Annotated in this window: 21 protein-coding genes and 1 other RNA gene; 12 read left to right on the top strand and 10 right to left on the bottom strand. The window is 40.5% G+C overall.

The features are described from left to right. Positions 1 to 260: 260 nt before the first annotated feature. From P255_RS05955 to P255_RS05940, 4 genes are all read left to right on the top strand, one after another. On the top strand, positions 261 to 950 hold the full coding sequence (locus tag P255_RS05955) for an HAD-IA family hydrolase (RefSeq protein ID WP_004901518.1): 690 nt from the start codon (positions 261 to 263) through the stop codon (positions 948 to 950). Then, positions 934 to 1,377, top strand: coding sequence for an RNA-binding S4 domain-containing protein (locus tag P255_RS05950; RefSeq protein ID WP_004901513.1), 444 nt, complete (start codon positions 934 to 936; stop codon positions 1,375 to 1,377). The genes P255_RS05955 and P255_RS05950 overlap by 17 nt, the downstream gene beginning before the upstream one ends. Before the next feature lie 143 nt (positions 1,378 to 1,520). Further along, on the top strand, positions 1,521 to 2,564 hold the full coding sequence (gene recA / locus P255_RS05945; RefSeq protein ID WP_004901511.1) for a recombinase RecA: 1,044 nt from the start codon (positions 1,521 to 1,523) through the stop codon (positions 2,562 to 2,564). Positions 2,565 to 2,620: 56 nt separating this feature from the next. Then, the gene (locus P255_RS05940; RefSeq protein WP_004901509.1) at positions 2,621 to 3,106 is read left to right on the top strand and encodes a regulatory protein RecX; all 486 of its coding nucleotides are present in this window, start codon (positions 2,621 to 2,623) and stop codon (positions 3,104 to 3,106) included. A 9-nt stretch (positions 3,107 to 3,115) separates the two neighbouring features. On the opposite strand, the gene ffs is transcribed toward P255_RS05940, so the two are convergent. Next, positions 3,116 to 3,212, bottom strand: an RNA gene (ffs, locus tag P255_RS15220) — signal recognition particle sRNA small type. 279 nt (positions 3,213 to 3,491) lie between these two features. On the opposite strand from ffs, the gene P255_RS05935 reads away from it, so the two are divergent. Continuing rightward, positions 3,492 to 4,331: a YbgF trimerization domain-containing protein gene (locus tag P255_RS05935; protein WP_004901506.1), complete on the top strand. Its 840-nt coding sequence runs from the start codon at positions 3,492 to 3,494 to the stop codon at positions 4,329 to 4,331. A gap of 43 nt (positions 4,332 to 4,374) precedes the next feature. On the opposite strand, the gene dld is transcribed toward P255_RS05935, so the two are convergent. Genes dld through lldP form a run of 4 tightly spaced genes read right to left on the bottom strand, consistent with a single transcriptional unit; the run spans position 4,375 to position 9,685 of the window. Continuing rightward, complete coding sequence (gene dld / locus P255_RS05930; protein WP_004901504.1) at positions 4,375 to 6,072, bottom strand: D-lactate dehydrogenase; 1,698 nt, start codon at positions 6,070 to 6,072, stop codon at positions 4,375 to 4,377. 15 nt (positions 6,073 to 6,087) lie between these two features. Beyond that, complete coding sequence (gene lldD, locus P255_RS05925) at positions 6,088 to 7,239, bottom strand: FMN-dependent L-lactate dehydrogenase LldD (RefSeq protein WP_004901502.1); 1,152 nt, start codon at positions 7,237 to 7,239, stop codon at positions 6,088 to 6,090. Then, positions 7,236 to 7,991: a transcriptional regulator LldR gene (gene lldR / locus P255_RS05920; RefSeq protein WP_004901501.1), complete on the bottom strand. Its 756-nt coding sequence runs from the start codon at positions 7,989 to 7,991 to the stop codon at positions 7,236 to 7,238. Before lldR ends, lldD begins: the two co-directional genes overlap by 4 nt. Before the next feature lie 26 nt (positions 7,992 to 8,017). Further along, positions 8,018 to 9,685, bottom strand: coding sequence for an L-lactate permease (gene lldP / locus P255_RS05915; RefSeq protein ID WP_004901497.1), 1,668 nt, complete (start codon positions 9,683 to 9,685; stop codon positions 8,018 to 8,020). Positions 9,686 to 10,132: 447 nt separating this feature from the next. On the opposite strand from lldP, the gene P255_RS05910 reads away from it, so the two are divergent. Continuing rightward, positions 10,133 to 11,530, top strand: a complete 1,398-nt coding sequence (locus tag P255_RS05910; protein WP_004901495.1) for a coniferyl aldehyde dehydrogenase — start codon at positions 10,133 to 10,135, stop codon at positions 11,528 to 11,530. Between the two features lie 26 nt (positions 11,531 to 11,556). Here P255_RS05910 and P255_RS05905 read toward each other — a convergent pair whose 3' ends face one another. After that, on the bottom strand, positions 11,557 to 12,948 hold the full coding sequence (locus P255_RS05905) for an aminotransferase-like domain-containing protein (protein ID WP_004901492.1): 1,392 nt from the start codon (positions 12,946 to 12,948) through the stop codon (positions 11,557 to 11,559). Between the two features lie 118 nt (positions 12,949 to 13,066). Between P255_RS05905 and P255_RS05900 the strand changes: the two genes are divergently transcribed. From P255_RS05900 to accC, 4 genes are all read left to right on the top strand, one after another. Next, positions 13,067 to 13,936: a DMT family transporter gene (locus P255_RS05900; protein ID WP_004901489.1), complete on the top strand. Its 870-nt coding sequence runs from the start codon at positions 13,067 to 13,069 to the stop codon at positions 13,934 to 13,936. A gap of 818 nt (positions 13,937 to 14,754) precedes the next feature. Then, positions 14,755 to 15,204, top strand: a complete 450-nt coding sequence (aroQ, locus tag P255_RS05895) for a type II 3-dehydroquinate dehydratase (protein WP_004901488.1) — start codon at positions 14,755 to 14,757, stop codon at positions 15,202 to 15,204. A gap of 23 nt (positions 15,205 to 15,227) precedes the next feature. Next, positions 15,228 to 15,650: an acetyl-CoA carboxylase biotin carboxyl carrier protein gene (accB, locus tag P255_RS05890; protein WP_004901485.1), complete on the top strand. Its 423-nt coding sequence runs from the start codon at positions 15,228 to 15,230 to the stop codon at positions 15,648 to 15,650. Between the two features lie 15 nt (positions 15,651 to 15,665). Next, positions 15,666 to 17,039 (top strand): acetyl-CoA carboxylase biotin carboxylase subunit, encoded by a 1,374-nt coding sequence (gene accC / locus P255_RS05885; protein ID WP_004901483.1) that lies wholly within the window; start codon positions 15,666 to 15,668, stop codon positions 17,037 to 17,039. Between the two features lie 334 nt (positions 17,040 to 17,373). Here accC and P255_RS05880 read toward each other — a convergent pair whose 3' ends face one another. From P255_RS05880 to prmB, 3 genes are all read right to left on the bottom strand, one after another. Continuing rightward, positions 17,374 to 17,613 carry a hypothetical protein gene (locus P255_RS05880; RefSeq protein WP_004901481.1) on the bottom strand — a complete coding sequence of 80 codons (240 nt, stop codon included), beginning with the start codon at positions 17,611 to 17,613 and terminating at the stop codon, positions 17,374 to 17,376. Positions 17,614 to 17,763: 150 nt separating this feature from the next. Beyond that, on the bottom strand, positions 17,764 to 18,855 hold the full coding sequence (gene aroC / locus P255_RS05875; protein WP_004901479.1) for a chorismate synthase: 1,092 nt from the start codon (positions 18,853 to 18,855) through the stop codon (positions 17,764 to 17,766). Between the two features lie 12 nt (positions 18,856 to 18,867). Next, positions 18,868 to 19,878 (bottom strand): 50S ribosomal protein L3 N(5)-glutamine methyltransferase, encoded by a 1,011-nt coding sequence (prmB, locus tag P255_RS05870; protein WP_004901477.1) that lies wholly within the window; start codon positions 19,876 to 19,878, stop codon positions 18,868 to 18,870. 482 nt (positions 19,879 to 20,360) lie between these two features. On the opposite strand from prmB, the gene P255_RS05865 reads away from it, so the two are divergent. Continuing rightward, complete coding sequence (locus P255_RS05865) at positions 20,361 to 20,786, top strand: Sbal_3080 family lipoprotein (RefSeq protein WP_004901473.1); 426 nt, start codon at positions 20,361 to 20,363, stop codon at positions 20,784 to 20,786. Positions 20,787 to 21,373: 587 nt separating this feature from the next. Continuing rightward, positions 21,374 to 21,646, top strand: coding sequence for a DUF3761 domain-containing protein (locus tag P255_RS05860; RefSeq protein ID WP_004901471.1), 273 nt, complete (start codon positions 21,374 to 21,376; stop codon positions 21,644 to 21,646). 152 nt (positions 21,647 to 21,798) lie between these two features. On the opposite strand, the gene P255_RS05855 is transcribed toward P255_RS05860, so the two are convergent. Further along, positions 21,799 to 22,167: a hypothetical protein gene (locus P255_RS05855; protein WP_004901468.1), complete on the bottom strand. Its 369-nt coding sequence runs from the start codon at positions 22,165 to 22,167 to the stop codon at positions 21,799 to 21,801. Positions 22,168 to 22,321 lie beyond the last annotated feature (154 nt).

Here is a 22,321-nt window from a genome sequence, read left to right as displayed (position 1 = left end):
CCAATCTTCTGTGATAACTTCAGAACCTATCCAACACCTTTACTCTGCAGTATTGCCATATTAATTTTGTCATAATGAAATGATATATAATTTTAATTCAGGTATATATCTGCTTAAATACACATACATAACCTTCGGAACATGAAATTCTTAGTTGAATTTTGAGCGTTAAATTTGAAAATAATTTTCTTATGATTCAAACAGCTAAAGGTATTTTTATGGAGAGTTACTGAATTTTGAAATATTTTGAGGATCACTCAATGACTGACACAGTCTTCATGTTCGACATGGATGGCACTTTACTGGATTTAGCTTTTGATCAATTTATCTGGAATGAGCATTTACCACAGCATTATGCGACACAACATCAATGTTCGTTGATCGAAAGTAAAACGCGGTTATATGAATTTTATGAGCAGCATCAGCATACGCTCAACTGGTATTCATCCAAATTCTGGTCTGAAGTGGTCGGCAGTGACGTTATGCAATTACAGCATCAGTTTCGCCATAAAATTCAGCCACGATCTGGTTGCCATGAACTACTGAAAGCCTTAAAACAGCATCAGCAAAAATGCTGGATTGTGACCAATGCAGATTGCTCAAGCCTTGCCCTTAAAATGCAAATGACAGGATTAAGTGAATATTTTCAACACATTATCAGTAGTGAAAGTATCGGCTTCCCAAAAGAGCATCCTGAATTTTGGTCAACGCTACAACAACGCTATCCTTTTACGCCAGAGCATGCCGTATTTATTGATGATACCGTCCGCGTCCTCGACAGTGCTAAACGCTTTGGAATTCAACATCTGTATAGCATTGCTCAACCCTCTAGCCTTGAGCCTGCAAGAGAGAGTGCTACACTAGGTTATCCAGTCATTCAACACCTGCCTGATTTACTGGGTTTGTTTTCATTCAATGCATACAAGGATATCCATGACAAAACAGCATGAAACTGCTCCTGCTGACAGCATGCGTGTTGACAAGTGGCTTTGGGTCGCACGCTTTTTTAAAACCCGTTCTTTAGCCAAAGCTGCCATTGAAGGTGGTAAAGTTCACCATCAAGGCGAGCGCGTCAAAGTCTCTAAAGAAATCAGAGCTGGTATGGAACTCACCATTCAACAAGGCTTTGATAAAAAAACCGTTGTCGTTGTTGCTCTTTCAGGAACACGTGGTTCTGCACCGATTGCACAGCAACTCTATGAAGAGACAGTTGTGAGTGTTGCTCGTCGGGAACTGATTGCAACCCAGCGAAAAATGAATAACTTAGCAAGACCAGATCATCGTCCCAACAAAAAAGATCGGCGACAAATTGGTAAATTTAAACAAGAAAATGATCAACATTATGATGAATACTGGTCATATCAGGATGGTGTCTAGTACGACATACTATGTCGCGGCATCGTAATTTAACATAGAAAATGCAGATTATTTCTGTCACTATGCACCCTGTGGAAACGAGATTGATGAAAGACATCCACTTTGAGTATATAGTGACATTTGCATCGTTTTGAGGTTGTAAGATGGATGAGAATAAAAGTAAAGCGCTCAATGCAGCTTTAAGCCAAATTGAAAAACAGTTCGGTAAAAATACTGTAATGCGCCTTGGTGACAACACCGTACAGGCAGTAGAAGCAATTTCAACAGGTTCACTGACTTTAGATATTGCACTAGGCATTGGCGGTTTACCTAAAGGACGTATTGTCGAGATTTACGGGCCAGAATCTTCTGGTAAAACTACCATGACCTTGCAAGCAATTGCGCAATGTCAACGTGCAGGTGGCACTTGTGCCTTCATTGATGCCGAGCATGCTCTTGACCCGCAATATGCCCGTAAGCTTGGGGTAGATATTGACAATCTTTTGGTTTCTCAACCTGACAATGGCGAACAAGCCCTTGAAATTGCAGATATGCTGGTTCGTTCAGGCGCAATCGACCTCATCGTTGTCGACTCCGTTGCTGCACTTACACCACGCGCTGAAATTGAGGGCGAAATGGGTGACTCGCACATGGGCTTACAGGCACGTTTAATGAGCCAAGCCTTGCGTAAAATCACAGGTAATGCCAAACGCTCAAACTGCATGGTGATTTTCATTAACCAGATTCGTATGAAGATCGGGGTCATGTTTGGTAGCCCAGAAACTACAACAGGCGGTAATGCACTGAAATTCTACGCTTCTGTACGTTTAGACATTCGCCGTATTGGTCAGGTCAAAGAAGGTGATGAGATTATTGGTTCTGAAACCAAAGTCAAAGTCGTCAAAAATAAAATGGCGCCTCCATTTAAAGAAGCGCTATTCCAGATTCTATATGGTAAAGGCGTGAACCAGCTTGGTGAACTCATTGACCTTGCCGTGCAACAAGAAATCATTCAAAAAGCAGGTGCTTGGTATTCTTATCAGGGCAATAAAATTGGTCAGGGTAAAAATAACGTGATCCGTTATTTAGAAGAAAATACAGCAATTGCTCAAGAAATTGAACGTATGATTCGCGAACAGTTACTAACGACTTCTAATGCACCTGTAAGTCAGGACAATGAAGAACCAGCAGAATTTTTAGAAAGCTAATTCACCTAACAATAGAACGCCCTACGGGGCGTTTTTTGATTTTTATGGAAGCCCATATGCAAAATATTGATACCGATCAACAAGTAAAAAAGACATTAACAGGCGCACGTTTGCGTAGTTATGCCTATGCCCTACTCTGCAAACGTGAATACTCAAAAGCCGAGCTACGCGAAAAACTCAATCGCTATGCTTTAGACTCGGAAGAAGTAGAAAAGTTACTTGAAGAATTTAGTCAGTATCAATACCAGAGTGATCAACGCGTTGCTGAACTTGTTCTTGCGAGCCAGATGCGTAAAGGCAAAGGACCACGGCGAATTTATCAAACCTTGCAACAAAAACAGGTAGATCAGGATTATATTCAGGAACAGGTACAGGAAGTTGACTGGCTAGAGCAAGCCTATCAGTTAAAAGTCAAAAAATATGGAATAGAAGTAACAAGAGACCCAAAATTACAGGCAAAACAAATTCGTTTTTTGCAGTATCGGGGTTTTGATATGGATGTGATTTTAAAAGCAGTGCGTCGAGAAGCGCAAGAAGAATAATGGTGGTAACCCTACTAGCGAAACTTCGGCACATCATAGATCTGCTACCGTTGCTACCTTCCGGTCCTGGCGGGGTTCACAGAGTATAATTGCGAGGCTACCAGCAGGGCTACCATTGCAAGGACAAGTATAGAGATTTTTATTTAACATGCAAGACTAAAACTGTGGATTTCTATAAAAAGCGATGCGTTTGATTATTAAAGAAACATTTTGATCAATTCATGACACTTACAACAAAATTTCTTTGAAAATTTACAGAAGAAATGCTGAAATATTGTAAAGCTTGCTTGCTTTCAACAAAGTAAAGTTGATAAATAAACGCTAGAATCTTGTACAAACCTCTTCGGCTTGTCATTCTCATTTCGATTTCTTCAGGTTCTTCATTATGAAGCTTAAAAAGTTAGCGCTTGGATTGCTGGCATGTACGACCACATATGCTGTGTTGGCTGCACCCATTGAAAATGTATCACTTAGCCAAAACAATAGCGGATCAAGCAACAATACAACAACCAATTCGCCGAGTAGCAACATTCCAACCAATGTCAACTGGGAACTGATGCAACGTGTTGATCAACTTGAAAATCAGGTGCGTAGTCTGCGTGGCGTCATTGAAGAACAGCAACATACCATTGACCAGCAGCGCCAAGATCTAGACAATCACTACAACGACCTAGACCAGCGTTTACAGCTACTTCAACAAAAAGTGGATGGTGATGATGGCTCGGCAGCATCCGATACTGCAAGTAGTGACGATGCTTCAAGTAAGTCTGGAACAGCAACCAATACGACACCACCGCCTGCCCCTGCTAATGATACAACCAGCTCGTCTACGGGAGCGCCCCCAGCAAAAAAGCCGTTAAATGAGAAGGATGCCTATACCTTAGCACTCGATGCTTACAAACAAGGTGGTGCTAAACAGGCGATCAAGCCTATGCAGGATTTTATTAAAAAGTATCCCAATAGCATCTATATTGGTAATGCGCACTTTTGGCTTGCCGAGTTTTATTTAGCAATTGAACCAGCCAATTATGCAGAAGCCAAGAAAAATTACGAAGTTGTAAATAAGCAATATCCACAATCTGCCAAAGCACCACGGGCACTGTATCAGCTTTACAGTATTGCCAAGAATGTTGATCACAATAGCGTTTCTGCCAACCTATATCGCCAGCAACTACTGAAACAATATCCAAAATCCGTAGAAGCGGGTTATCTCAAAAAGCCCTAATAATAAAAACCGAGTCTTGACTCGGTTTTTTATTCTCTCAGACTTAAGATTTCCAATATTTCAACTTAGAGGTATGTCCAATCCCGACATTGAAACTATTGGTCGGATCTAGTTTTTGGTAATGCTGTTTCAGTGCAGGTTTAGCCACATACAAATGCCCGACATTGTGTTCTGCAGGATACTCTGCCCCGCGATGATCAAGCAGTTTCCACATCTGATGTTCCATATCTAAAGGGTCAACACCTTTCTTCACGATATAGTCCTGATGGAACACATGACACAAAAAATGCCCATAGTACAGTTTATGAATAATTTGCTGATCCATTTCCTCAGGCAAGGTTTCTAGCCATTCACGGTCATTACGACGCAGTGCAATATCTAAAGCCACGATATCTTCCACTTCACTACGATGTGTATCCCGATAACGGATTGCTGCACCTGCTACTGCGAAACGATGTAAAAATGCCTTGCGACCTTCATCGGCATCACACAAGAAATAATTACCTGAAGTATTTTGATTAAAGTAGTCAGCCAGAAATTGCTGAACCTGAGCCACATCCTGATCTTCAATACGTAAAATCAGATGATGTTCATACAGGTCACGGAACTGGTTCATGCGTTTCGGCAAATGATCTGGTAAAAAATGCGTCATCATTTGCAAGACTTTATCGGTCAAGCCGCGCACACCGAATTTTTCCAAAAAGCCATCAACCTTGTCTTTCATGGCAAAGGCTTGAGGAACTTTGGCTGTTCCAAATTTTTCAATAAAGACAAAGGTATCTTTACCGTATTTTGCCCCGATATCATAAGCAACACGGTGAATATATTCACCTGCAATTGGAATACGAGGTAAATCTTGCAACAAATAACGGCGAATTTCAGTCAAGTCATGGATTGAATTGGAACCGATATAAAACACCTGACTTTTAATTTTTTCAAAAGTGTCCAAACGCACTGCAAAGACACAAACTTTGCCTGCCGAACCTGAAGCTTCAAACAAACGACTTGGGTCAGCATTAAAACGTGCAGGAGTTTCTTCATCGACCTGACATACATCATGAACATAATGCTGGTCAGAAGCACAGCGATGCTCCGAGTTTTCAACATCTGTTGCCTGATAATTGTTTTGCTGTAACCGTGTCAGAATTTCTTCAGGAGTTTGCCCCAGATTGACGCCCAAGTGGTTGACCAGTTCAAGTTTTCCCTGTTCATTCACCCGCGCATACAGTGCCAGCTCCGTATAGGCAGGCCCACGGCGTACCAGTGCACCACCCGAGTTATTACACACACCACCTAGCACCGAAGCACCAATACACGATGAGCCAATCACCGAGTGAGGCTCACGGTCATATTGCGCCAGTTCACGTTCCAGAGCGTCAAGGGTTGCACCAGGTAAACAAATCACCTGCTTACCCTGATTAATCACCTGAATCCCTGCCAAGCGCCGCGTACTAATAAGCACCACAGGACGATCATAATCTGCCCCATAAGGCGTTGAGCCCCCTGTTAGCCCCGTATTGGCCGCCTGCATAATCACAATACAATCGGCACCGACCGCGGCTTGCAAAACCTGCCACTGTTCTAGCAAGTTTCCTGGCACAACTACGGCTAAGACCTTACCTTCACCAAAACGACGCCCCTGACGGTACATGCGAGTATGCTGATCATCCGTCAATACGTGCTGTTCACCAACAATGTTTTTTAACTGCTGAATCGTATTGTTATGCTTTGCCTGTGACATGGGAGCTCTCTTACTTTATTTGGCTAGATGATCTAAATGAACAAGACAGTCTGAGTTAATATCCTGAATGCTTTTCGCGCCCGTCAACGTCATGGCAACTCGCATTTCCTTATCAATCAGCTCCAGTAAGTTCGATACGCCCTGCCCACCTTCTGCACCCAATGCATAGACAAAAGCGCGCCCTAACATACACAGGTCAGCACCCATTGCCAGCATACGTACAACATCTAAACCATTACGAATACCTGAATCGACCAAGATTTTCAGATCACCTTTAACCGCATCGGCGATTGCAGGCAAAGCACGCGTGGTTGATAACACACCATCAAGCTGGCGACCACCGTGGTTGGACACCACAATGCCATCTGCACCAAAACGTACAGCATCTTTAGCATCTTCAGGGTCTAAAATACCTTTAATGACCATTGGGCCATCCCAGAAATCACGAATCCATTCCAAATCTTTCCATGAGATAGATGGATCAAAGTTCGCACCTAACCAGCCAATATAATCTTCCAAGCCTGTCGGTTTACCTAAGTATTTAGAGATATTGCCCAAGTCATGTGGACGACCGAGCAAGCCCACATTCCATGCCCAATGTGGATGTGCAAAAGCCTGCAAATAACGGCGCATTGCCGCATTTGGGCCACTCATACCTGAGTGTGCATCACGGTAACGCGCCCCTGGTACTGGCATATCCACCGTAAACACTAAAGTTGAACAACCTGCTGCCTTGGCACGTTCCAACGCATTTTTCATAAAGCCACGGTCACGTAACACATACAACTGGAACCACATAGGGCGCTGAATGGCAGGTGTCACTTCTTCAATTGGGCATACCGATACGGTAGACAAGGTAAATGGAATGCCTTTTTTGTCTGCAGCAACGGCAGCTTGCACTTCACCACGACGCGCATACATACCCGTCAAACCGACAGGTGACAATGCAACAGGCATAGAAAGTGTTTCATCAAAAATCTTGGTTTCAAGACTCAACTGCGACATGTCGTTTAATACACGCTGACGCAGCGCAATTTGCGATAAATCTTCTACATTTCGCTTTAAAGTATATTCTGCATAAGCACCACCATCGATATAGTGAAACAAAAATGGCGGTAGACGACGGCGTGCTGCTTCACGATAGTCATTAGAAGAAGAAATGATCATTTTAAATCGATCCTTTTTAAGCGAGACGAGCGTTTTAGACGAGCTTCTGCTTCGTCAATCGCACGCACTTGTTGAATAATAAATTCGATATGGTCACACACCGATGAACGTGCCAATTCTGGATCTTGCCGATCAATCGCATCCATCACCTGAAAGTGTTGTAAATGGAGTTGCTCAAACTGATGCACGTCGGTATAGATTTTGCGTCGACCGAGTACGACATTGTATTGCAGTAAATCAAACAGGCTGCGCATCATTTGCGTCAGCACAATATTGTGAGAAGCTTCTGCAATCGCCAAATGAAAGTTAGCATCCGATGCCGAAGCCTTATCTGCATCGCCAATCGACTGGAAATACAAAACCTGATCATAGAAATGATGAATCTTGGCACGATCTTCTTCCGTTGAGCGCTGGGCAGCGTACCATGCTGTACCACCTTCTAAAATCAGACGCGCTTCCTGAACATCAAAACGATATAAAGGGTCTTGATCAATCAAGTCGCTTAACGGTTGAAGGATAAACTGGTCTGACCAGTCACTCTGTGGACGCTTTGCAAGGTAAGTTCCAGCACCTACACGGCTGGAAACCACACCCAGACTTGAGAGCTTTTGCAATGCTTCACGTAGCGATGAACGCGAAACACTCAGTTGTTCACACAGTTGACGCTCCGAAGGCAGCCGATCACCCACCTGCATGCTTTGCTGTTCTATCAAATCATACAAACTTTGTACTACGCGATCGGCTATTTTCATCTCATTTTCCTTCGGTCAATCTGCAATCATGGAATCATCCATGGAAAAACATAGGCTTGAAGGGTAATGATAATACCAATCATCACAGTAAATGCGATACTGTGCTTCACTGTGAAGCGGAATAAATCTGACTCTTTGCCCACCAGACCAACGGCAGCACACGCAATTGCGATCGACTGTGGCGAAATCATTTTACCTGTTACACCACCAGAAGTATTGGCTGCGACAAGTAACACATCTGGTACACCAATCTGATGTGCTGTAGTAGCTTGTAATGCACTAAACAACGCATTTGCAGAAGTATCAGAACCAGTAAGGAACACACCCATCCAGCCCAAAAATGGCGAGAAGAAGGTAAATGCCTGACCTGTATGCGCCAATGCCAATGCCAATGTTGCCGACATGCCCGAATAGTTCGCAATAAACGCGAATGCCAAGACCATACCAATTGAGTAAATTGGTGTTTTTAGCTCTTTGACAGTTTCCGCAAAGGTTGCAACTGCTGCCGAAGGACGCATTTTTAAGACAATAATTGAAATAATTGCCGCGAAAATAATCGCTGTACCTGTTGCAGAGAACCAGTCAAATTTAAAAATGGCATCATAATCAGTTGGTTTTCCAACCACAGGTGGCATTTTCTGTACCATTTGATGCAAGTAAGGCACTTTGATCGCAATGATCCAGTCATGCAAAGCACCATCTTTGGCAAACAAGCTCTTGAATGGCTTGATACTCCAAATAGTGACCATTGCAGTCAAAATCATAAATGGAGACCATGCCTTAAAGATTTGACCCGCTGTATGTTTTTGCTTTTGTTGCTCTAGAACTGCAGCATCAATAACCGTGCCATCTTCATTTGAGAAACGGAAAATATGTTTTGGTTTCCAGAACTTAAGTAAAACAGTTAAACTGATCAAAGAAGCAATTGCCGCAGTAATATCTGGAAGCTCAGGACCAACAAAATTTGAAGTCAGGTATTGTGCCAATGAGAATGCACCACCACCGACCAAAATTGCAGGCCAAGTTTCTTTGACACCACGCCAGCCATCCATAATCGCCATGATCCAGATCAATACGATTGGCACAACAAACGGTAATTGACGACCAACCATTTGGCTAATTTCATGCGTTTCAACACCTGAAACCTGACCCGCCACAATAATCGGGATTCCCATTGCACCAAACGCAACTGGTGCCGTGTTCACAATCAAGCACAAACCTGCTGCATAGAGTGGTTTAAAGCCTAAACCCACAAGCAACGCTGCGGTAATTGCAACAGGTGCACCAAAGCCTGCAGCACCTTCAAGGAAAGTACCAAAAGCAAAGCCGACCAATAGCATTTGCAGACGCTGATCTTCCGTAATCGATAAGATACTCGAACGAATGACATCGAACTGCCCTGTTTTTACAGAGACTTTATACAGGAATACTGCACCAATGATGATCCATGAAATTGGCCAGAGCCCATAAAAGAATCCATAAACAATTGATGCGAAAGCCATACTGGTTGGCATGTGATAGGCAAACAGCGATACCAATAATGCCAGTCCAACAGTAATCGTTCCTGCCACGCTACCTTTTAGGCGAAATACAGCGAGCGCAAGAAAGAAGAAAATAATTGGGATCAGAGCTACCAAACTAGATAGCCAGATATTACCAATAGGGTCATAAATTTGTTGCCATTGTTGTAGCATTCTCTTCTCCTTGAAATGCTTCGGCGGTACTTATTTCGTGAATTCCAGAATGCTTTTTCACATATTGGTCATACCAATTTAAATCAAAAAGCACCTATTTGTCACCAAATAGTAAATAATGCTAACTTAAAGATCAATATTGGTCTGAATATTTTAATAATGGTCATACCAATATTATTTTAATTTTCCTGCATTTTCTACAGCTATACAGCCTTGTATCTTTTAAATAACACTGATATATCAGAAACATATAAAATGAATGAAACGTGTTACGATGAAACTGCGAGTGCTTTGCGACTTTAGTCTAAAATCATGTTTGCAAACCAAAGACCTGTATTTTTTATTACAAACAAAATCATTGACCGTGAAATGCACAACTTAAATTTTGCAGTTCAGAATTTTCAGTTAACATGACGTCTGAACGTTGAAGGAACAATACACAAACTAATGACTGATTCTGCCGAGTATTTAAATCACCTGCTACAACAACAAAAACAGGCTTTTTTAACCACCCAATATCCAAGTTTGCAACAACGCCGTATGTGGCTTAAACAGTTAAAAACGCTATTGATTGAACATCAGCAATACATTATTGATGCGATTTCAGCAGATTTTGGGCATCGTAGTGCAGATGAGACTCGTTTGGTTGAACTCTTACCGAGTGTGATGGGGATTCAACATACGCTCAAACACTTAAAAAAATGGATGAAACCTAGTCGCCGTCAAGTCAGTATTCTCTTTCAACCTGCTCAAGCCTATGTCATGTATCAACCACTCGGTGTTGTCGGTATTATTGTACCGTGGAATTACCCATTATTTTTAGCCGTTGGTCCGTTATGCCAAGCATTGGCCGCAGGCAATCGGGTCATGCTAAAAATGAGTGAATTTACCCCGCATTTTTCTGCGCTTTTCCAAAAAATAATTGCACAGGTTTTTCCTGAAGATTTAGTTAGCGTCGTAACAGGCGATCATAACGTCGCACAGCAGTTTTCTGCACTGCCCTTTGATCATTTACTTTTTACAGGGGCAACATCGATTGGTCGACAAGTGATGCGTTCGGCATCGGAGCATTTAACACCTGTAACGCTGGAACTTGGCGGAAAATCTCCAAGTGTGATTGGTAAAGATGCACCGTTAGCAGAGTCTGTACGTCGTATTGTTTTTGGTAAGACCATTAACTCGGGACAAACCTGTGTCGCGCCCGACTATGTTTTTGTGCCGCAAGATTTATTACAGCAATTTGTTGATTGTTATATCAAAACCATTCGTCAATTTTACCCCGAATTATCCAACAATCCTGATTACACTCAAATCATTAACCAACGGCAAGAACAACGCTTAAAGTTGTATTTAGATGACGCTCAGGCCAAAGGCGCACGAGTGATTTGTATTTACCCTGAAGATGAGACGCATTTTGGGCATTATCTAGTTTGCGATGTAAATGATGATATGCTTCTGATGCAAAATGAGATTTTTGGTTCAATTTTACCGATTTTGACTTACCAAAATATTGATGAAGTCATGACCTACATCAATCAGCAGCATCGCCCATTGGCACTGTATTATTTTGGTTATGACCAACAGGAACAACAGCATTTTTTACAGCATACACATAGTGGTGGTATTTGCTTAAATGAAACCTTGGTACATGTCGCACAGGATGATTTGCCATTTGGTGGGATCGGCGCTTCGGGACTTGGGCACTATCATGGACATGAAGGTTTCTTGACATTTAGCCATGCCAAATCAGTCTTTGTCCGTCCAAAATTCAGTTTAATGAAACTGATTTACCCACCGTATGGTACATGGCTACAGAAACTGATTTTCTGTTTATTTTTACGCTAATATTTTGTATGACTTGATGATTTACATCAGTTTAATTGTTGCATCGCACGTTGCAATGCTTGATAAATACGCTGATCTGCAGACTGCGCCACATTAAAACGTAAGAACTGTTCAGCAGATTGATGGGTACTAAAAGCATTTCCAGGTGCCAAAATCACACCTTGGGATAAACATATTTTGGAAATTTCTTTGGCGCTATATCCATCAGGCAATCGGCACCACAAAAACATACCAGCCTGAGGAATAATCCAAGGAGCAATTCCCAGTGGTTGTAAATTTTGTATGGTTTTACTCATTGCCAATGCCAATTGCTGCTTGAGCCATTCCACATGTTTACGATAAGCATGGTCAGTTAATGCATGATAAATCAGCTCTGTATTCAACTGGTTATTGTTAAAACAGGTTGCTATTTTTAGATCAATTAGTTGCTCAACCCATTGATTTTGAGTCGCTATATAACCACAACGCATTGAAGCAGAAAGTGTTTTAGAAAAACTCCCGATCTGAATCACCTGAGCAAAACCGTTGAGTGCTGCATAACGCGGTGCAGGCACATATTCCAGATCAGCAAAAATATCATCTTCAACAATCACTAAATCAGTTTGCTCGACCATTTTTAAAATTTGATACGCTATCGCTAACGACAACTGCCCGCCTGTTGGGTTATGAATGCCTGAATTGGTAATATACAGTCGAGGTTTATGTGCCAAAGCTGCAGAAAACTGCTCAAGATCTGGTCCTGTCGTTGTCCAAGGAATCGAAATTGTCTTGACCTGATGCGTTTTGAGTAAGGCATGAAAATTGAAATAACAAGGATCATCAATCAGCACTACATCATTTGGATTTAAAAATAACCGACAAACCAAATCAATGGCATGTGTGCCACTATCGGTGAGTAAGATTTGATCTGGATGTGCCATAACATCTGTCATTTGCATACGCTGCGCGATCAAATGCCGAAGTTCAGTAAAACCCAAAGGCTGACCATACCCAACCAGATGTGACGTTGCGGAGCGCGAAACAGTTCTTAACGCTTTTCGGATTAAATCTTCTGGCATCCAGTGCTCAGGCAACCAACCACAACCTGGTTTTAAATGGGTTGAATTGGCTTCCAAAGACTGCCGAGAAATCCATAATGGATCGACCTCTCGGTCTAAACGTGGCGCAATGGCTGTAAAAGCATATGATGCCCGAATACCTGTGACAAAATAGCCTGCACCTGCTCTTGCCTCAATACGCTGTGCAGTGACCAAACGCGCATAGGCTTCGATCACGGTTGAAATAGATACTCCTAACTGCTGCGCAAGCTGACGAAGTGAAGGTAAACGCGCGCCTGCAACCAAGACGCGATCATCAATTTGTTGCTGAATAAAAGTAATCACACGTTCAATTTTGCTTGATGGTGCTAATTTTTCCATAACAGTTTTATTTTTCACACCCTAACAGTTTGGTTAAATTGTATTGCTTTGTAGCTGTTTCAACAAGTCAGTGGCCTCTACTCTCTATAAATGAAATAAGTCTATGGGGAGAGTAAACATGTTGAATATTTCACGTGGCTGGTTAAGTGGTTTATGCGGTGTCTGTATTTTTGCAGGTTCTTTGCCTGCAACCCGTTTGGCAGTAACAGGCTTTAGCCCTGAATTCCTAACCTCAATTCGTGCCCTAATTGCAGGCATATTGGCTTTATGCACGGTACTCTGCATGAAGCAGCGCTTACCTTCTATTGCTCAGTTCAAATCATTGATTCTGGTTGCGGTTGGGGTCGTACTGGGTTTTCCTTTATTTACAGCATTGGCACTCAAGCAGATGAGTGCTGCCTATTCCATTGTATTTATTGGCTTGCTGCCTTTAGCGACGGCTATTTTTGCAATCTTACGCGGTGAAAAACGACCACAGCATAAATTTTGGCTATTTGCCGTGCTAGGGAGCAGCAGCATTATTGCTTTTATTTACATGTCACCTCAGGAGCAACATCCTCTTTCTGCGGATTTATATATGCTGGCTGCGATTTTGCTCTGCGGTTTAGGCTATGCCGAAGGTGGGCGATTATCGAGAGATTTGGGCGGTTTACAGGTGATTTCATGGGCACTTATCTTAACCCTACCCTTCATGCTATTGGCTAGCTTTTATTATTTCCCTGAAGACTTTAGCCATGTCACATTGAGCGCATCTTTAGGATTGCTTTATGTTTCACTGTTTAGCATGTTTATCGGTTTTATTTTTTGGTATCACGGTTTAGCCACAGGTGGCGTGGTTGCTGTTGGTCAGTTACAGTTGTTACAGCCTTTTTTGGGTCTGGGTTTATCGGCAATTCTTTTGCATGAGCCTGTAGGCTGGTCGATGTTTCTCACCAGTTTGTTGGTGGTTGGCTGTGTAAGCTATGCCAAAAAATTCTCAGTCAGTTAAAAAGTGGCTCACTACAAGTATCATGTAACCATCTCGCGTAGTGAGCAGATAAAAATTATCTTCTACCGATAACTTAACAGAATCGTTTATCAATATAGATCAGAAGAAATCATCAGAAAATCACTGTTATATCAACATCAAATATCAATTATTCAAATCAACAAGCAAGACAATCTATAAGATGTAACAACCTATTGCACATTCTATAAACACTTAATTCATGTCTTTATTTTACAATACCTGCCAATCTGAACAAAATGGTCAATGCCTTTTACTGTTCTTTGCAAATTTCAGTCAGAGAAAACAAAACCATAAGCTTCTTTTTATTGAGTCTATGAGCGTACAACATAGTAATACTTAGGCTATTTAAGATGTATATATCATGTAACAACCATAATTTACTGAGATAATATTTCAAAATTTTCCTTTATTTACAACCAATATAATTGTTTAAATTCATATAATTAAATAAAAATAACAAGAGATCTGACAACGATCTTTACCCTCGATGTTTTTATGGTTTTTTTGTAAAACCGTCCATTCCAATTGCTTCTGTTTAATGATAGTGTAAGCAGCAACCAGACTCGGTGAAATTTAAGAAAAACTATCAATTCAAGCAAGTTTTAAGTTTTGAAAATGGAACTTTTTAACATTGTTAATTTTCCCAAAAATTTACAAGATATACGCATAATTTGATTTGTTTATTCTGTATAGATAAGTACAACTTGCAAAATAATTACAGAATTCAAAGCAAAAATCCGCAAACTTTGTAAAGATCTTGCAGAAAATGACTGTAATTTCAGATTGGAGTGAACTATATGACTTCACGTATTTTGGTCATTCATGGACCAAATTTAAATTTGCTCGGAAAGCGCGAACCTGAAGTATATGGGCACCTCACCTTAAATGACATTAACCAAAGCCTGATTGAACAAGCCAAACAACACGATTGCGATTTAGATACTTTTCAAAGCAATCATGAAGGCGCCATTGTCGACCGAATTCATTTAGCACAAGAACAAGCTATACAATTTATTATCATTAACCCTGCGGCATACACCCACACTTCTGTGGCACTCCGTGATGCATTGCTTGGAGTCAATATCCCATTTATTGAAGTGCATTTATCTAATGTGCATGCCCGTGAAACCTTTCGCCACCATTCTTATCTCAGCGACAAAGCTGTGGGTGTGATTTGTGGTCTAGGTGCACAAGGCTATCACTTTGCACTCAATTATGCTGTTTCTAAGCTTCAACCTTCTCATTAATCTTCATAAGGAATACGAACACCATGGATATTCGTAAAATCAAAAAGCTCATCGATTTGATGATTGAATCTGATCTTCACGCGATTGAAGTAAAAGAAGGTGATCAATCGATTGCTTTAACTCGCCGTAGCCCAGCACCAATTCAAATGGGTGTAGCTGCAATGCCAGCTCCTGCTGAAGCAAGTGCTCCAAAAGCAAAAGCTCCACGTGGCGTGGTTGAAACAGCTCCAATGGTTGGCGTGTACTATGCTGCTCCAAGCCCAGGTGAAGCACCATTTGTTCAAGTCGGTCAAACCATTTCTGCAGGTGATACACTTGGTATTATCGAAGCAATGAAAATTATGAACCCGATTGAAGCAACTCAAAGCGGCGTGATTGAAGAAATCTTGGTAAAAAATGGTGAAGTGATTGAGTTTGGTCAACCATTATTCCGTTACCGCGCATAATTACAGGGACTCACAATGTTGCAAAAAGTACTGATTGCAAACCGTGGTGAGATCGCCTTGCGAATCACCCGCGCTTGTAAGGCCCTAGGGATTAAAACCGTTGGCGTGTATTCTAGCGCTGATAAAGACTTGATGCATTTGCGTTTTGTCGATGAAGCTGTATGTATTGGTCCTGGTTCAACAAGCGAAAGTTATTTAAATATTCCAGCATTATTAACTGCTGCTGAAATTACAGGTGCAGATGCCATCCACCCAGGTTATGGTTTCTTGTCTGAAAATGCTGAATTTGCCGAAATGGTCGAAACTTCGGGCTATGTGTTTATCGGCCCACGCCCAGAGCATATTCGTCTCATGGGGAACAAAGTTTCTGCAATTACAGCAATGCGTAAAGCTGGTGTACCTACTGTACCAGGTTCACAACATGCGGTAACTCCAGCGAATGCCAAAGAAGAAGCAGCAAAAATCGGTTTTCCACTGATTGTTAAAGCAGCTTCAGGTGGTGGTGGTCGTGGTATGCGTATTGTTGAACGCATCGACACTTTGCTTGAGTCTGTACAAGCAGCTCAACGTGATGCCGAAATGTGGTTTGGTGACGATACGGTCTATATGGAACGTTTCTTACAAACACCTCGTCACGTTGAAGTTCAAGTCTTGGCAGATGGTAATGGTCATGCCATTCACCTCTATGACCGCGACTGTTCTTTACAGCGTCGTCACCAAAAAGTTCTTGAAGAAGCGCCAGCACCAGACTTGCCAGAACAAGCACGTGCAGACATTCTTGAAGCATGTGTACATGCATGTAAACTCATGCAATACCGTGGTGCAGGAACATTCGAATTCTTGTTTGAAGATGGTGAGTTCTTCTTTATTGAGATGAATACACGTGTTCAGGTAGAGCATCCTGTCACTGAAATGGTCACAGGTGTTGACATTATCGAACAGCAAATCCGTATTGCATCTGGTTTAGGTCTGAACCTTGAGCAAAAAGATATTGAAGTTCGTGGTCATGCGATTGAATGCCGTATCAATGCTGAAGATCCAACAACGTTCTTACCATCTCCAGGTCGCATTGAGACTTTTTATGCGCCAGGTGGTGCAGGTATCCGTCTAGATTCCCATATCTACTCAGGTTACAGCATTCCGCCGTATTATGATTCGATGATTGCAAAATTGATTGCGCATGGTAAAGATCGTAGTACTGCAATTGCACGTATGAGACAAGCGCTAGATGAAATGATTCTCACAGGCGTGAAAACCAATATTCCATTGCATAAAGATCTGATCTTACAAGATAAAGATTTCTGTGAAACAGCGATGGATATTCACTATCTTGAGACTCATTTGTTAAAGCAACTTGAGCCTGCAACAGAAGAAAAGAAACCTGCTTAATAAGTTTATTCTTATTTCAGTTAAAAACGCCTGATGAAGTTCATCGGGCGTTTTATTTTAAGTATCAATAAAGCTCTTAAACTGCGTTAAAAAACTCTAAGATTTCATTTCCACTTACCCTTCACCCGATACCGCAAGATTAGACTGTATCACTTATTGCAAAACTATATATGTCTAAGATATTGTTTTTCATCGCGGATTTAAAGTTATCCAACCCTACATCGCATTTTCACAACACTTTAAAGTTGAATTCAGCGCGATAAATCAGTAATAAGCCTGTTTTGATTTGAATCGTGTCGCATTATGTATTTTGACTGTTTAAATCAGCACTAACTTAGGCTTCAGTCACCGCGATCACCTTGACAATAATCGTTTGAGATTCCTCAACGTCATCGAATACTTGCTTACGTGTCAATTCTTTAGATTTTACTTTGAACTGTAGATTTTGAAACTGAATATGGCTTGGAATACGATCAAAATAATCGCCTGTTTCCTCAAGCTCTTCTTCAAAAAGTGCATGACCTAACTGATAATCTTTATTTTTTAACGCAATATATTTCACTATAGTTTTCATTGTCTTCAACTCATTTCCTTTAGGCTTTATTTTTGTTTTAACAGGTTTAAATAAGAAATGAAACGCTATTTATGTATAAATCGCCTGAATAAATAGCACTTAAAAAAAATGGCCTCATATTCATGAAGCCATCCAGATTTTGCTGATTTTTTAAGGTGCTATTGGCGCAAATGGCGCAACTACATCGGCATTTTGCGCACGATGTCGTAAGAAATGATCCATCAACACAATTGCAAGCATTGCTTCTGCAATCGGTGTAGCACGAACACCAACACAAGGGTCATGTCGACCTTTGGTTAATACGTCCGTGTCTTCACGGTTTAAGTTGATGGTTTTTCCTGAAGTGGTAATACTCGCCGTTGGCTTGAGTGCAATCGCCACACGAATGTTTTGACCACTTGAAATCCCACCCAAAATACCGCCTGCATGATTTGCCAAGAAACCTTGTGAAGTCAATTCATCCCGCGTTTCATGACCAAACTGCCCTGCAACGGCAAAACCATCACCGATCTCTACACCTTTGACAGCATTAATACCCATCATGGCATGCGCAATGTCGGCATCTAAACGGTCAAATACAGGCTCCCCCCAACCGACTGGTACATTTTCAGCTAAAATTTCCAGTTTTGCACCACAGCTTGTTCCTTGTTCACGCAGTGACGTGACAAGCTGTTCAAAGCGAGGAACAGCATCGACATCGCCACAGAAAAACGGGTTATTTGGAACTTCATTCCAGTCCAGTTTTTCTGCAACTTCTGTCCCGATTTGGGTGACATGCCCACGAATCACAATACCAAACTTCTCTGCCAAATATTTTTTAGCAATTGCACCTGCGGCGACACGCATTGCAGTTTCGCGGGCGCTTGAACGTCCACCACCACGGTAGTCACGGAAACCATATTTTTGTGTGTAAGTATAATCAGCATGCCCAGGGCGGAAAGTTTGCGCAATATTACCGTAATCTTTTGATTTCTGGTCTGTATTTCGAATCAATAAACCAATAGGTGTACCTGTGGTTTTACCCTCAAAAACACCTGAAATAATTTCAACTTGGTCAGGCTCTTTACGTTGAGTCGCAAATTTAGATGTACCTGGTTTACGGCGATCAAGATCTTTTTGTAAATCTTCTTCAACCAATTCAAGACCTGGTGGTACACCATCAACAATTGCCATTAAGCCAACGCCATGCGACTCACCACAAGTCGTCACACGAAAAAGTTGCCCAATACTATTTCCTGCCATAATGACAATTCCTTATGCATTTACTGAATCTTGAAATAATTGTTGATATTGACGACATTGTGCAGCAGTCAAAGCAAAAATACCCGAACCACCTTTTTGGAATTTTAACCAGTGGAAGTCAACTGTATTGAAATTCTGGCGCATTGCCCATTCAGAATTACCCACTTCAATCACAATGAGACCATCTTCAGTCAAATAGTCTGCCGCTTGTGCCAACATTTTACGTACTAAATCTAAACCATCTTGACCAGCAGCAAGCGCTAGTTCTGGCTCATGCAAAAATTCTTCTGGCAAATCCGCCATATCCTCAGCATCCACATATGGCGGATTGCTGATGATGAGATCGTATTTATTTTCTGAAGGAATTTTAGAGAATAAATCTGACTCTAATAACGCAACCTGATATTGCATGTTGTGATGTTCAGCATTAATTGCAGCTACTTCAAGTGCTTCACGAGAAATATCGGTTGCATCCACTTCCGCTTCTGGATAAGCATAGGCCAGTGCAATTGCGATACAGCCTGAACCTGTACACATATCTAGAATACGGCGTGGAGTTTGTGGGTTTGCATTTTCAGGCAAGTTGTTTAATGCTTCACGCATTTGCCCATTTTCATCCAAACAGTATGGTGCAAAGCGTTGTTCGATGAGTTCTGCAATTGGTGAGCGTGGGATAAGCACACGTTCATCGACATAAAATGGCTTACCACAAAAATAAGAAAGGTTTAATAAATAAGAAGTTGGGACGCGTTCATTAATACGGCGTTCCAAAAGGCTTAAAAATTCTGCTTTTTCACTTGGGAGTAGTTTTGCATCGAGAATTTCGCTGTCTGCCGCCCAATCTAAAGACAATGTTTGCAGTACCAAAGCCGAGCTTTCTGCAAAAAAGTCTTCTGTACCTTGCCCTAAATGAGCATCGTATTGACGCAGTGCTGTGACCCCAAAGCGAATAAAATCACGAATCGTGCTTAAGTTTTCAGCCGCTTCATTCAAACTTTCAGGGCTAATCGTCAATCGCTCCACTCAGAACTCCAAATCTATAAATTTATATGCTCGGTATTCTACCCTGTTTTAGCTTGATTTTTAATGCCTGTACCATGTTTAAACCTTTTCAGATTTGAATAGAAAAGGATTTTGCATCTTTTTTGCTTTGACAGATGAATGATTTTGACCCAATATTTTTCATACTCTTTAACAGTTTAATAAAATCAAACAGTTATAACCTAGCTAAAAAACTTGGGTATTTCTTTACTTTTAGGATTTAAGCTACTGTTATTTCTGATCTTGTTGTAATATTTTTATTGTTCACTGCCATATAGGCAGCTTAGAAAAATTCAGACTCGGATGGCTACACTTCAATCTATCAGCAATCTGAATAACAAGTATAAAGCTATGGCTGCCCGTCAAAACCAACCACAATCTCAGACAAATACTGTCAAACTAAACAACATTCTATTTGATCATTAATTATGCTATAAATCCATTGTTTCAATGAGGGATTTATAATGAAAAAATTCATAATTTTAACTGCTTTAATATTGTCAGGTTGCGCAACAACACAAGTTAGCCCTTTGAATCTAAATGCAAATGAGAAAATAAAAAGAATTTGTATTGAGCATAATTCTAGAGTAGTTGTAAATGGATTTGAGGATATTGTTATTAATCGCTTAGAAGATAATGGAATATCTACAGAAACATATATCAAAGGAAATAAGCCATCGTACTGTGAGTATTCAATAAAATATGTTGCATACCAAAAATGGGATTTTTCAATGGTACTCACTCAAGCGGAGCTTAGACTTTATAAAAGAGATAGCAAAATAGCTGATGCTGAATACAAATTGCATGCAGGTGGTTTGCTAAACCCAACCAAATACAAAAGCAATGAATCAAAAATAAATCCTTTAGTCGATCAACTCATTGGAAAATAAAATTAAACAATCTATATCAGATTTTTAATCTTATGCTGGGTTTTGATTGTTTTTGGAACAATTTTTACACTTTTTTCAATTCCATTTCAGGATTACCCACCGCTTATAGCTTATAGATAAGGTTGTTTTCTTTGGAGTAGCATTTTCGATATTTTTATTAATTATTGATTTTATAACTCTTGGATTAATTAACCCAACAAAGCTACTAAAGATGATTTGAAATAAAGTACTAACTAATAGAACTGACCCATTGAGGTCGGTTTGTTATGGTCAGGTGAAAATATGACAACATTCGCACAGTTTCAGCAAACATATGCAAATCCAAATGTTAGAACGATGTTAGACCTAATCGCAGCCAGTGAAGACTCAAAATTAGGAAGCATCACTACTTATGGTCGGTTCACTACCATATAGATAGGCAGCTTAAAAATCCACTGATATAAGTATCCCCACAGAAAAAAAGAACTGATTTTTTTACTTATGTGCATTTATTTCATTTTGTATAAATTACGACCATTTTTTTGTTTACAAACTTTAAAATAAGGAAGATTATTTTTAGAGTCCTGACAAAGACCTACATCCTTATTATGAAATATATTTCTTTATTATTCATCGTATTATTCACGACAACAGCATTTTCTAAAAATTTTCCTTATAGCGAACCCAATGAGCAAAACCTCGTTGAACATCATCACTACCGTAATGTAAATGGTCGTATTGTCCATTCACCAGCACATAGTAAAAATGGTAAACGTCCAAATGGAGCTTCTGCAAAATGTCGTGATGGCTCATATAGCTTTAGCAAACACCATCGTGGAACATGTTCACGACATCATGGTGTAGCAACTTGGTACAAGTAAATTAAAAAGCCTTTAAGCTCTAAACCTGCAATTTCTCATTTAAAAGATCGGTTCACTCGCTGAATATAAATACTTTAGAACACTATATGCAAAACCAAACCTACTTTAATCTTAATTAAAGCAGGCTAGATTAAAACGAAGGAATCAAATCATTAGATCTGATTGTTCTGACAAGAACTTAAAACCAGTTGACGCAATTCTCCAATTTTTTCTTGTTTGGCAGAATTACTACTTTCCACAGGCTGACGTGATACTTTTAAAGCGAGTGCTGCATAAAGTTGAGCAAGCGCGTGTTGATCATTCGTTACAGCATTTTTTTGTATAGCAGCAGCCGTTTGTACCATCTCAACAAACTCTTTTCCACTCTGACGCTCAGTCATCACTTGAGCTGCTATTTCAGATTTTTCTTGACAGTTTTTCCCAATACTTTGTTTCAATTCAGCATTTAATTCCGCATAACTACTTTTACAGCAGAATAAAATCATCATTCCACACGTCATTTTTTTTAAAGTAGTCAACATAGATTCAATCCTATTTTATTGTTAAGCATTCGGTTGCCTATCATAATAGATATTATATATATTTTAACTACCATAAAATAACCAATTGAAATTTATATTTATTTATAATAAAAAATATACAAAAAAAATTAATCGGCTTCTTGTATCACGATTC

Origin of the sequence: Acinetobacter brisouii CIP 110357, from assembly GCF_000488275.1 — a bacterium.
Classification (GTDB): domain Bacteria; phylum Pseudomonadota; class Gammaproteobacteria; order Pseudomonadales; family Moraxellaceae; genus Acinetobacter; species Acinetobacter brisouii.
The sequence above is the reverse complement of the archived record's forward strand: the minus strand, read 5'-3'. Positions and strand labels throughout refer to the sequence as shown.

Coding starts and splice junctions, on each gene's coding strand:
- P255_RS05955 (WP_004901518.1), top strand. CDS start 261: ATGACTGACACAGTCTTCATGTTCGACATGGATGGCACTTTACTGGAT.
- P255_RS05950 (WP_004901513.1), top strand. CDS start 934: ATGACAAAACAGCATGAAACTGCTCCTGCTGACAGCATGCGTGTTGAC.
- recA (WP_004901511.1), top strand. CDS start 1,521: ATGGATGAGAATAAAAGTAAAGCGCTCAATGCAGCTTTAAGCCAAATT.
- P255_RS05940 (WP_004901509.1), top strand. CDS start 2,621: ATGCAAAATATTGATACCGATCAACAAGTAAAAAAGACATTAACAGGC.
- P255_RS05935 (WP_004901506.1), top strand. CDS start 3,492: ATGAAGCTTAAAAAGTTAGCGCTTGGATTGCTGGCATGTACGACCACA.
- dld (WP_004901504.1), bottom strand. CDS start 6,072: ATGTCACAGGCAAAGCATAACAATACGATTCAGCAGTTAAAAAACATT.
- lldD (WP_004901502.1), bottom strand. CDS start 7,239: ATGATCATTTCTTCTTCTAATGACTATCGTGAAGCAGCACGCCGTCGT.
- lldR (WP_004901501.1), bottom strand. CDS start 7,991: ATGAAAATAGCCGATCGCGTAGTACAAAGTTTGTATGATTTGATAGAA.
- lldP (WP_004901497.1), bottom strand. CDS start 9,685: ATGCTACAACAATGGCAACAAATTTATGACCCTATTGGTAATATCTGG.
- P255_RS05910 (WP_004901495.1), top strand. CDS start 10,133: ATGACTGATTCTGCCGAGTATTTAAATCACCTGCTACAACAACAAAAA.
- P255_RS05905 (WP_004901492.1), bottom strand. CDS start 12,948: ATGGAAAAATTAGCACCATCAAGCAAAATTGAACGTGTGATTACTTTT.
- P255_RS05900 (WP_004901489.1), top strand. CDS start 13,067: ATGTTGAATATTTCACGTGGCTGGTTAAGTGGTTTATGCGGTGTCTGT.
- aroQ (WP_004901488.1), top strand. CDS start 14,755: ATGACTTCACGTATTTTGGTCATTCATGGACCAAATTTAAATTTGCTC.
- accB (WP_004901485.1), top strand. CDS start 15,228: ATGGATATTCGTAAAATCAAAAAGCTCATCGATTTGATGATTGAATCT.
- accC (WP_004901483.1), top strand. CDS start 15,666: ATGTTGCAAAAAGTACTGATTGCAAACCGTGGTGAGATCGCCTTGCGA.
- P255_RS05880 (WP_004901481.1), bottom strand. CDS start 17,613: ATGAAAACTATAGTGAAATATATTGCGTTAAAAAATAAAGATTATCAG.
- aroC (WP_004901479.1), bottom strand. CDS start 18,855: ATGGCAGGAAATAGTATTGGGCAACTTTTTCGTGTGACGACTTGTGGT.
- P255_RS05865 (WP_004901473.1), top strand. CDS start 20,361: ATGAAAAAATTCATAATTTTAACTGCTTTAATATTGTCAGGTTGCGCA.
- P255_RS05860 (WP_004901471.1), top strand. CDS start 21,374: ATGAAATATATTTCTTTATTATTCATCGTATTATTCACGACAACAGCA.
- P255_RS05855 (WP_004901468.1), bottom strand. CDS start 22,167: ATGTTGACTACTTTAAAAAAAATGACGTGTGGAATGATGATTTTATTC.